We start from the raw sequence: 9,373 nt of genomic DNA, 5'->3' as shown, positions 1-9,373 counted from the left end.
TTTGAAGACGGAGTGCAGGTTGTTGAACAATCGGACTGGAAGGCCGCTTGATGATATTTTGCTCATACACCAGAATTGACAATAACTCGTTTTATACATCCACCAACTAATGTGGCGTTCTCTACTGGTTAAAAAATTTAGTGAATTATACTTGACGATTATTAGGTTAATATTAAGTATTTTAAGTATTCCCTTTATGTTTTAGTTCCTAATTGTAGCACAAAAATGGTTCATTATGACAAAAAATGATGAAAAATAACTCACTTAGTACCTCATAATTAAGTTATAATCTCTGCTACTATCTAGAGAGAAGAGTAGATTTTCATAGTGAAGAGGGTTGATAGATAATAAATGTGCAAAGCATTCTCTTTATTTCGTGGAATTTTGTGAGAATAATCGTTAATTTATGATGGTATGGTCTTGAGAATATTATGATTATCACAGGTGGAAGATGGATTTCGAAAAAATAAAAGAGTTGCAAAACATCATTGATGAAAAGAATGACGAAATTCATCGTTTGACTGCCCGTATGGAAGAAGAAAAGCAAAAATTTAAAAATGAATTACAAAGCATTCATGATTACTATGAAGGTATTATTGCTCTGATGCCTGGACATGTTTATTGGCTAGATAGAAATAATGTTTTTTTGGGGTGTAATGATTTACAAGCTAAGAATGCTCATTTGTCGTCAAGAAAAGATATTGTTGGTAAAACGAATTTCGATATGCCCTGGAAAGATCAAGCTGAAGAGTTAAACAAACTCAACAATTTGGTAATGGAAACGGGAATACCACATACCGCAGAAGAATACGCTGTAATGGCGAATGGCATGGCTATTTATATTTCACAGAAAGTGCCTTTACGTAATAAGAACAATGAAATTATTGGTGTGTTAGGGATTTCTCTGGACATCACTGAACGCAAGAAAATGGAAGTTGCATTGCGCCGCGCAAAAGAAAATGCCGAGGTTGCAAACCAAGCTAAAACGGAGTTTATTGCTAACATGAGCCATGATATCCATACTCCTTTAAGTGGTATTGTGGGTATGTCGAAGCTTTTAGAGAGGCAAGTTCAGGATCCCGAACAAAAACAGTATGCTCGTTGGATTAACGAAAGTGGTGAGCAATTACTTGAATTGTTAAAGGGGGTATTGGATCTCATTTCAGTCGATAATATTAGCGAAAGTGATGTTCAGGATGAATCTTTTGATCTGCGTAAAAACATTCAAGATATTTCTCAGCTTGTGCAGCCAACTGTGCAGATGAAAAAAATACAGTTGCATATTGAAATTGATGAAGCTGTTCCACAGCGCATAATAACGGATGGTACAAAACTGCATAGAGTTTTCTTAAACCTTTTAGGAAATGCCATAAAATTCACTGATAAAGGTAGTATCACCATTAAGGTCCGAGTGCTTGCCGATGAAAATGATTATGTTCAACTGCGATTTAGCATCATAGATACTGGCATTGGTATTCCTGATGAATTACAAGTAAGAATTTTTGATCGCTTCTTTCGTGCCGATCCATCGTATAAGGGAAAGCATAGTGGTTGTGGTGTCGGTTTACATATCGCCCAAAAATATGTTGGTTTACTAGGTGGGGAAATAAGCCTAAATAGTGAGTTAGGCAAAGGCTCAACCTTTTATTTTACTCTTACTATGAAAGTACCAAGGGATGAGGATGAAATAGCTCGAATTATTCCTACAACCGAAATTCCTGTAGTCGCAGTAAATCAAAAAGAAGCAACAGTGCCACTTATTCTCCTGGTTGAAGATAATATCAATGCTCTGCGTCTTATTGAAACTGTTGTTGAAAAGGCGGGATATCAATATTATTCAGCGGTTGATGGCGAGCATGCCCTGGAATTAATAAAGACAAATGATTTTGACCTAATCATTACTGATGTTGATTTGCCTGGTATGTCGGGCAAGACTCTAACACCTTGCATTCGTGAATGGGAAAAAGAAATGCATAAAAAGCCTTTACCTATTGTTGGTTTAACTGCCCAAGAAGTGAATGAAGTACAGGACAGTTGTTTGCAATCGGGGATGAATCAAGTATTGCGTAAGCCAGTGCATTTAAAAGCATTACAGAATGCAGTCAATCAACTGGTTTTATCGGGCGGTCAGCAAGACTCAGCGAATAAAATTCAAGTAGAAAATTAGCAAGAATTGGCAACAATTAATTTTGGTTGGCAATGTTTCTTGATGGCATTTTCTGATCACTTTAGACTTGCTAACCTGTCAAATTCAGTTATCTAAATCATGAGCGAGCGGACGCCGATTTGCTCGGAAATAGGTAATTGGTGATTGGGCAAGCAAATCAGTAAGTTTTTCCATATAGATACAAGCGAATCGATCTACCTGATAAGCAAAATAGCTTTCTTCTGCTCCCGCACGGAAGACACGTCCCCACTGAGGATTATAGAAAGTCTGCTCTTCTTGTAATAATTTGGAGATTTCTGTATCAAGAACTGTAATTTGCTTTTGCAATTCAGCTAATTCGTCATCGTATTGTTTTGATTCGCTTTCAATACTTATAGTGTGAAGGTCAATGTATTGTTGTTCCAATGTCTTTTTTATATTCATAGTAGCAACAATCTTATTCTCTATTGGCAGGGCTTTAGTATGTGAATCTATTTCTTCACCAAGTTCCTCAACTACAAGAGCTGTACGCCAATTACAATCTTTTTTTAATCGCAGTATATCCCCATAAATATGATCGCCGATATAGAGAATTTCATCGCCATTGATTTCCAGATCGTCGGTAAGTTTTCTGGCACTACCTCCCTGATAGATACCGGGAACAATCCTTCCATTGAGATTAGTCATTTTGCCATCACTGGGATTGATCAATAAAAATCGCAGATTATCGTAAAAAAAACGTGGTTTATTGGCTAAGGTTATAACGTATTCGAATAGGTCATGCCAAGTTTCCCCTTTATTTAAGAAATGACCAAGCGTATGTTCCAGCAAGAGATTGGTGTAATGATATTCTGAATTAGTCAGGATAAATATTTTTTTTCCATGGCGAATAAGACGTTTAAGTCCGTCCACAACTTCTTTTTCCTTGATAACATAGTTATCAAGATTTTGGCTGATATAAGACTTCAAGCTACCATCAGAATGTACTGTATCTACGCAATTCAATACATCGATAGCGATTGTAGAATAACTTGGAAATTCCTGCGGATGTTTATCTTTAAGATCAATTAATTGGCCATATAAAACACAAAAGGCAATTGAAAAAGACGTGTCAATTGCCATGTAATTAGGATCATTTAAATCAACATAAATACTGCGATAAATTTTTTTCTGCTCAGCAAAGCTAATTGGTCTGGTACCATGATGACTATGACGAATAGCTGCATAACGACTGAGTTTTAATATATTGCCATTTTTACTGTCAATCACCAGGCCGCGAATGGCGTCGTGAAAATTAAATTTTACACTCCTGATTATTTCAGGGTAATGTTTTTTCTCGATTAACTTATCGATGACAAGTTTGAAGACCAGCTCTTCAAAGTTTTTTGTATTGTAACGAACCAGGGTATGGTCCATGTCTAAACCAATAAGCTTGATTTTTTTCATATTTAAGATACGGTTTACAAAAACTTTTTGATTCATTATTTTCCCTCAAATGCTATTAATCGAGCTTAGTGTAGTTTAGAAGTATCCATTCATTACCGGTTCCATTTGTCTTGATCATTAAACTTAAATGCCCTGGAAATAGTACTGATGGCAATGGCTTAGTGAATAGTATAACTCTAATGAATGTGAGAGGCGATGTGCAAGTTGTTTGCCTTCCTGCATCTTATCACCGAAGGTCATTGCAAGACGGATAAATGTTTTTTAACAAGGAGTGGTGTTAATGCCAAAAGCAGCAACAGGCCTGCTAAAAGTAAATCATACTGAAGTTTAGAATTGAACGTTAATGGGGGCGGCGGTATAAAACGAGCAATAAGCGTTAAGTTAATGCCTAGAAGTCCTAAAAGAGACACTAAAAGAATGAGTACCTAATAAATCCTTTAATGAATAATTCATCGATAATCCCAAATCAAAACTGGGCGATCAAGTTTATTTTGTTGATTGGTTATAAAATTCTCATTCCTGACAATGAGTAATGATAAGATTTTTCTAATTAACTAATTCTGCAGCGATTAGACCATGAAAAACTTGCAAATAAAATTAACTGGAACCTTAAGTGAAGACATAGAAACAAGAATGGAGCAAGGGTTTATTGAGTATGAGAAAGAGCATGGGATTGAAATCAATTACAAGCGTTTCTATTTTTTATTGTTAGACGAGCAAGAGATTGCCTTTGGGGTTCTTAATGCGTTTACAGTCTATGAGGAGATCTATGTTGATGATCTCTGGATAGACAAATCTATCCGCGGCCAGGGCTATGGGCGGTTATTGTTAACTGCACTGGAAGACCATTTCACAGGGAAGGGCTATAACAACATTAATTTGGTGACCAATGCTTTTCAAGCACCTGCTTTCTATAAAAAATGTGGCTATGAAGTTGAGTTTGTACGAGAAAATAAAACGAATCCTAAATTGACCAAAACCTTTTTTATTAAATATTTTTAAGACCAGGCAGTGTAAAAATGACAATTATCAGGAGTGCGGCCAAACAGGATGCAACAGCTTTGCTTCCTTTACTGGAACAGTTAGGTTATCCCCAAAATTTGGAAGATATCGAGAACCGGATTGCTTTATTTACTCAGCAAGATGTTTATGGGATTGCTGTTGCAGAGCATAATAAAAAAATTATTGCCTGTATTGCCTGGTCAACATCGACGATTTTTGTTTCATCTAAAATTCGTATTCATGTCGAAGCACTTGTCGTTGATAATCAGTATCGGGGGCAGGGTATCGGTAAAAAATTAATGCATTTCCTGGAAGGCTATGCCAAGGTTTTCTGCCCTTGCATTATTGATCTGACCTCCGGTCAAAGAAGAGCTGAAGATGGTTCCCATGATTTTTATAAAAAACTGGGTTATCTTAATGAAGGCTCTACGGCGAAGCTCTATTTTAGAAAAGAATTATAAATCTTTGCTCCTGTTGTTAGGCGATGATGCACTGGTTATCCAAGGGAATGATTAAACGTCTCAGCTATTTTTCACAAGCCTTGATGATATTAATTTCATCAAGGCTTGATAATGAAAAAGCTCTCTAAGAAGGATTATAAATTGTGTTGGTCGCCACATCTTCTTCTTTCTCAAGGGATGGAATGTTCTTTAGGCGATCGCTATCACTGTTAATTTCACTCAAAATATCCCTAATTAGGGTTTGGGTATAGCGGCGTTGAGGATTGGTTTTTGGAAAGATGCCATGACTGAAGAAGGTTGTGTGGTAAAAACTATCGTCCGGATTGGCATAATCAAAAACAATTTCTTGGTTGCCGTAAGCCACTTGAAATTGAGCTGCAATGTAAGCTTCAAGAATGGCTGTTTGTTCTGTAGTTAAATCGGTGCGATCGTAACGCCCTGATGCTAAATACACTTGTAAATAACCCTTTCTTTGACAGATGTACCCCGCATAAAACACTCCCCCATCATAAGTATCAGTGGCTAAAGTCAGAGAAGGGTGTCCGTATCGATCATCCCAATCTAAAAAACGGTGGAGTGTTTTTGAAAACGTGTCTGCTAATCCGATATAGCCATATTCTTTTTGATAAGCATTTTTTACTCCTGTTGCTAAAATAAAATCACTTCTTAGCACTCAAATCCGTTTTTCAAAAAGTTGTAAAGCTCCCTCAACATAATGAATTTCCTGATAAGCCGGATTAATGTTATTTTCATTTGAATAAGAATATTTAGGTTTAACCGGACTAATATTTTTCTGTATATAATGCTGAGCGCTTCTGTATTTAGCATCAACCTCAGCAATCGCTACTGCAGAAGGAATAGAAGATTGAGAGTATTTGCGGTATTTTTTATTTTGAGGGAACGGTTTGTCCGTAAAAAAGAGGGCTGAATCGTCATCATCTTGCTGTCCAGGCAAAGTATCATAAACAATGACTGGTTGAGTGCCGTAGGCCTTGTTAAATTGTAAAACCAGATATGTTTCAATTACTGTGACTTGATCTTCTGTTAGGGGTTCAATTCCTTCACTCTGCCGATCAACGCGATTAAAACGTCCTGAAGATAAAAAAATCTCCAGATAATTTTTACGCTGACAAACAAATCCTGCATAGAGTAGTTTGCCATCTTCGCCGGCAAGAGAAGGATGTCCGTAACGATCTTGCCAATTGACATACTGGTGTACTGACTCATCAAGAACATCTCTCAAGCCATGATAATTATATTCTTGATAAGCATTTTTAACGCCTGTTACCAGAGTGGAATCACTACGTATGGCAAAAGAGCGTTTTTCATTTACTCTAAGTTTCTGGCGTACTTCTTTAATTGATTCCAAGGCTGGGTTAACACCTGTTTCATTTGGGTAATTTGCATACTTCGGTCCTATTGCTGGAATATTTGCCTGAATATAAGTTTTGAAAAGAAATAGGAGTTCGGTATGGGCCAAGCGCACATCAAGTTGATTTGTACTCATAAAAACCTCGCTTTACATCTGAAGCTTCAAGCAAAAGCTGAAACTTCAACTTAAATTCAGCAATAACATGACTTCATTTAAGTAATAATGAGCGTTGGGATTTGGTTCAGGAGGGAACCAGTGTGTTTGCTCCTGGACACTGGTGTTGGAACTAGATTAGATGTTTAACGCTTATTCACAAACTTATCTGCCAACCTGGAAAACAGTGTCCAGGCTTCGCATCATCATTGTTGTGAAGTGTTTTTGCATCTTCATCTCAGTTTAGTAGGTGATTGATTATCGTCAAATTGTGATCAGTATGTATTTAGAGTGAGTTTAATGTCAAGTGATTTGCTAATTTAACTGGTTGTTGGCAAAACTGTTTACTAACAGGTTTATAGTTATGGTAGCTAGGCGGAAACACTGATGATCTTTGCAAGAAGAGCCAGCCTCTAGAAAATGAAGCTGGCCTTATTTTTTTATGCCCCAAAGCCAGCAAGAACAATTTTTCCTCTGGCCTGCCCACTCTCAAGAAGTTGATGCGCTTGTCGTAAGTTTTGCGCATTTATCGCACCGAAGTGCTCATTCAAGGTGGTTTTAATAACACCTTTATCTACTAATTGAGCCACCTCATTTAAAATTTGATGCTGCTTAATCATGTCTGGTGTTTTAAACATGGAGCGGGTGTACATCATTTCCCAATGAATGGAGATACTTTTGGGTTTGAATAGTTTGATATCAAGTTGTTCCGGATCATCAATTAGAGCAAACTTAGCTTGTGGCTTTAAGCAGCGAACAAGTTCGTCTACGTGCTGATCAGTATGTGTCAAGCTAATGACATAATCTACTTCATTGATATTCAATTCTGTTAACTGTTGTGACATGGATTTATTGTGATCGATCACGTGATGAGCACCGTTCTTTTTTATCCAGTCCATTGATGGGGGCCGGGAAGCAGTGCCAATAATGGTTAAAGATGTAAGTTGTTTGGCTAATTGCACCAAAATTGATCCAACACCACCAGCAGCCCCAGTAATTAAAAGGCTGGATTTTTCCTTGGGATCTATGTTTAGGCGATCGAATAGTAATTCCCATGCTGTGATCGTGGTCAAAGGCAAGGCAGCTGCTTGCTCAAAAGACAGACTCCGGGGTTTTTCACCCACAATGCGCTCATCAACCAAATGAAATTCACTGTTGCAACCGGGACGAGTTAAATCACCGGCATACCATACTTCTGCGCCAGGCTGAAAGAGCGTTACTTTGTTACCTACAGCTTTAACAATACCAGTCGCATCCCAACCTAATACTTTATATTCTCCTTTATCAGCATCTACTTTTCGACGCACTTTACAATCGACTGGATTTACCGCAATGGCTTTGACTTCAATAAGCAAATCATGGCCAGATGCTTTAGGGGTTGGTAACTCTATATCAATCAGCGAGTTATTGATATTTTCAATGGGTGTAGCATGCTGATAACCAATTGCTTTCATGTGATGTCCTTATAAAAATAACCAATACAGAGTTATATCATAGACACAAGCGTTTATTTTTTCTCTAAATTTTGATTTAACCGTTTAAGCATTTGATTTAAATTAATTTTTTCTTCTTCATTGAAACCGGTTAATGCTAATTCGTTAAGTTGCGCGGCACATTTATCAATTTCGTTTTTACAGTGCTGTGCTTTTTCGGTGAGATAAATTAAAACAACACGTCTGTCATCAGGGGATGGTTTACGCAGAATAAATCCGTCTCTCTCCATTCTATCCAAGGTTCTTACTGCAGTTGGTTGCTCTATACCGATTCGTTTGTGCATTTCTGCTTGTGTTAAACCATCCTGATTGTAGAGTTCCATAAGAAAATAAGTATAAGCGTGCGTAATCTTGTGTGGCTTTAAGAGTTCGTTGGCTTTTTTAATCAAAAGACGGTTAGCTTTTTTTAATAAAGTAGAAGTTTGCATAAAGAGTCCCATTATATTGCTTGCTAATTAATAGCAAGCTATTATATAGTCATGCCTTAATTAGTTGGAGTTACTATGAACAAACAAATCATATACCAGATTGATGCGTTTACCACACAATTATTTGGCGGTAATCCGGCAGCGGTTTGTCCTTTAAAAGAATGGCTAAGTGATGATTTAATGCAGGCGATTGCCAGAGAAAATAATTTATCTGAAACAGCTTTTTTTGTCCGCAATGGTGAGCGCTATCATATCCGTTGGTTTACACCGAACACGGAAGTATCTCTATGCGGACATGCAACTTTAGCTAGTGCCTATGTAATTTTTAAAATGCTTGGTCATGAGAAAGATCAAATCATATTCGATAGCTTAAGTGGTGAGTTATGTGTTAATCAACGGGGAGAACAGTTACAACTCAATTTTCCTATTTTACCCTACACCCAAATTGAGCCATCAACAGAATTGCTTGCGGCAATCAATGTTATCCCTCAGGCTGTTTATAAAAGTACGCTTGATTTGCTTTTAATTTTGAAGAATGAGTCCGAGGTAGAAAAGGCGAGGCTTGATTTAAATGCAATAAGTCTTTTGCCGCATAGAGGTGTCATTTTGTCGGCACCGTCTGCAAAAGCAGATGTTTATTCCCGTTGTTTTTATCCTGGTTGTGATGTTCCTGAAGATCCTGTTACTGGTTCAGCTCATTGTGTTATTGCTCCTTATTGGTGTGATTATTTTAAAAAAAATACAATTCATGCGTTGCAGGGCTTAAAACGGCAGGGGCAGTTGATCTGTGAAATTAAAGATAAAAGAGTTTTATTGTCAGGAACATGTCGCTTGTATTTACAAGGAGAGATATTTCTGGGGTAGTTTGGGTG

Annotated in this window: 9 protein-coding genes; 4 read left to right on the top strand and 5 right to left on the bottom strand. The window is 37.3% G+C overall.

Going from position 1 to position 9,373, the window contains the following annotated elements; all coding sequences use genetic code 11:
• The first annotated feature begins 451 nt into the window (after window positions 1–451).
• A complete protein-coding gene (locus tag Lfee_RS16290) occupies window positions 452–2,167 on the top strand; it encodes an ATP-binding protein (RefSeq protein ID WP_058448015.1) in 1,716 nt (571 codons plus the stop codon).
• A gap of 84 nt (window positions 2,168–2,251) precedes the next feature.
• Here Lfee_RS16290 and Lfee_RS16285 read toward each other — a convergent pair whose 3' ends face one another.
• Entirely contained in the window at window positions 2,252–3,628 is a 1,377-nt protein-coding gene (locus tag Lfee_RS16285) for an HAD-IG family 5'-nucleotidase (RefSeq protein WP_058448014.1), read from the bottom strand.
• A 540-nt stretch (window positions 3,629–4,168) separates the two neighbouring features.
• Between Lfee_RS16285 and Lfee_RS16280 the strand changes: the two genes are divergently transcribed.
• Window positions 4,169–4,594 carry a GNAT family N-acetyltransferase gene (locus tag Lfee_RS16280; RefSeq protein WP_058448013.1) on the top strand — a complete coding sequence of 142 codons (426 nt, stop codon included), beginning with the start codon at window positions 4,169–4,171 and terminating at the stop codon, window positions 4,592–4,594.
• Window positions 4,595–4,611: 17 nt separating this feature from the next.
• Window positions 4,612–5,055 carry a GNAT family N-acetyltransferase gene (locus tag Lfee_RS16275; protein WP_058448012.1) on the top strand — a complete coding sequence of 148 codons (444 nt, stop codon included), beginning with the start codon at window positions 4,612–4,614 and terminating at the stop codon, window positions 5,053–5,055.
• A 124-nt stretch (window positions 5,056–5,179) separates the two neighbouring features.
• On the opposite strand, the gene Lfee_RS17440 is transcribed toward Lfee_RS16275, so the two are convergent.
• The 4 genes from Lfee_RS17440 to Lfee_RS16260 all read right to left on the bottom strand — a co-directional run bounded on the left by Lfee_RS17440 (window position 5,180) and on the right by Lfee_RS16260 (window position 8,501).
• Window positions 5,180–5,728 carry a hypothetical protein gene (locus Lfee_RS17440; protein ID WP_175055126.1) on the bottom strand — a complete coding sequence of 183 codons (549 nt, stop codon included), beginning with the start codon at window positions 5,726–5,728 and terminating at the stop codon, window positions 5,180–5,182.
• Entirely contained in the window at window positions 5,729–6,562 is an 834-nt protein-coding gene (locus Lfee_RS17435) for a hypothetical protein (RefSeq protein WP_175055125.1), read from the bottom strand.
• 458 nt (window positions 6,563–7,020) lie between these two features.
• On the bottom strand, window positions 7,021–8,034 hold the full coding sequence (locus Lfee_RS16265) for a zinc-binding alcohol dehydrogenase family protein (RefSeq protein WP_058448011.1): 1,014 nt from the start codon (window positions 8,032–8,034) through the stop codon (window positions 7,021–7,023).
• A gap of 53 nt (window positions 8,035–8,087) precedes the next feature.
• Window positions 8,088–8,501, bottom strand: coding sequence for a MarR family winged helix-turn-helix transcriptional regulator (locus Lfee_RS16260; protein ID WP_058448010.1), 414 nt, complete (start codon window positions 8,499–8,501; stop codon window positions 8,088–8,090).
• Window positions 8,502–8,576: 75 nt separating this feature from the next.
• Between Lfee_RS16260 and Lfee_RS16255 the strand changes: the two genes are divergently transcribed.
• Window positions 8,577–9,365: a PhzF family phenazine biosynthesis protein gene (locus Lfee_RS16255; protein WP_058448009.1), complete on the top strand. Its 789-nt coding sequence runs from the start codon at window positions 8,577–8,579 to the stop codon at window positions 9,363–9,365.
• Window positions 9,366–9,373 lie beyond the last annotated feature (8 nt).

This window comes from Legionella feeleii, assembly GCF_001467625.1.
In the GTDB taxonomy this organism is placed as follows: domain Bacteria; phylum Pseudomonadota; class Gammaproteobacteria; order Legionellales; family Legionellaceae; genus Tatlockia; species Tatlockia feeleii.
Note: the sequence above shows the minus strand (reverse complement) of the source record. Positions and strands in the feature narration are given on the sequence as shown.

Excerpts from the sequence above, each read along its gene's own strand:
- Lfee_RS16290 (WP_058448015.1), top strand. The coding sequence starts at position 452 with ATGGATTTCGAAAAAATAAAAGAGTTGCAAAACATCATTGATGAAAAG.
- Lfee_RS16285 (WP_058448014.1), bottom strand. The coding sequence starts at position 3,628 with ATGAATCAAAAAGTTTTTGTAAACCGTATCTTAAATATGAAAAAAATC.
- Lfee_RS16280 (WP_058448013.1), top strand. The coding sequence starts at position 4,169 with ATGAAAAACTTGCAAATAAAATTAACTGGAACCTTAAGTGAAGACATA.
- Lfee_RS16275 (WP_058448012.1), top strand. The coding sequence starts at position 4,612 with ATGACAATTATCAGGAGTGCGGCCAAACAGGATGCAACAGCTTTGCTT.
- Lfee_RS17435 (WP_175055125.1), bottom strand. The coding sequence starts at position 6,562 with ATGAGTACAAATCAACTTGATGTGCGCTTGGCCCATACCGAACTCCTA.
- Lfee_RS16265 (WP_058448011.1), bottom strand. The coding sequence starts at position 8,034 with ATGAAAGCAATTGGTTATCAGCATGCTACACCCATTGAAAATATCAAT.
- Lfee_RS16260 (WP_058448010.1), bottom strand. The coding sequence starts at position 8,501 with ATGCAAACTTCTACTTTATTAAAAAAAGCTAACCGTCTTTTGATTAAA.
- Lfee_RS16255 (WP_058448009.1), top strand. The coding sequence starts at position 8,577 with ATGAACAAACAAATCATATACCAGATTGATGCGTTTACCACACAATTA.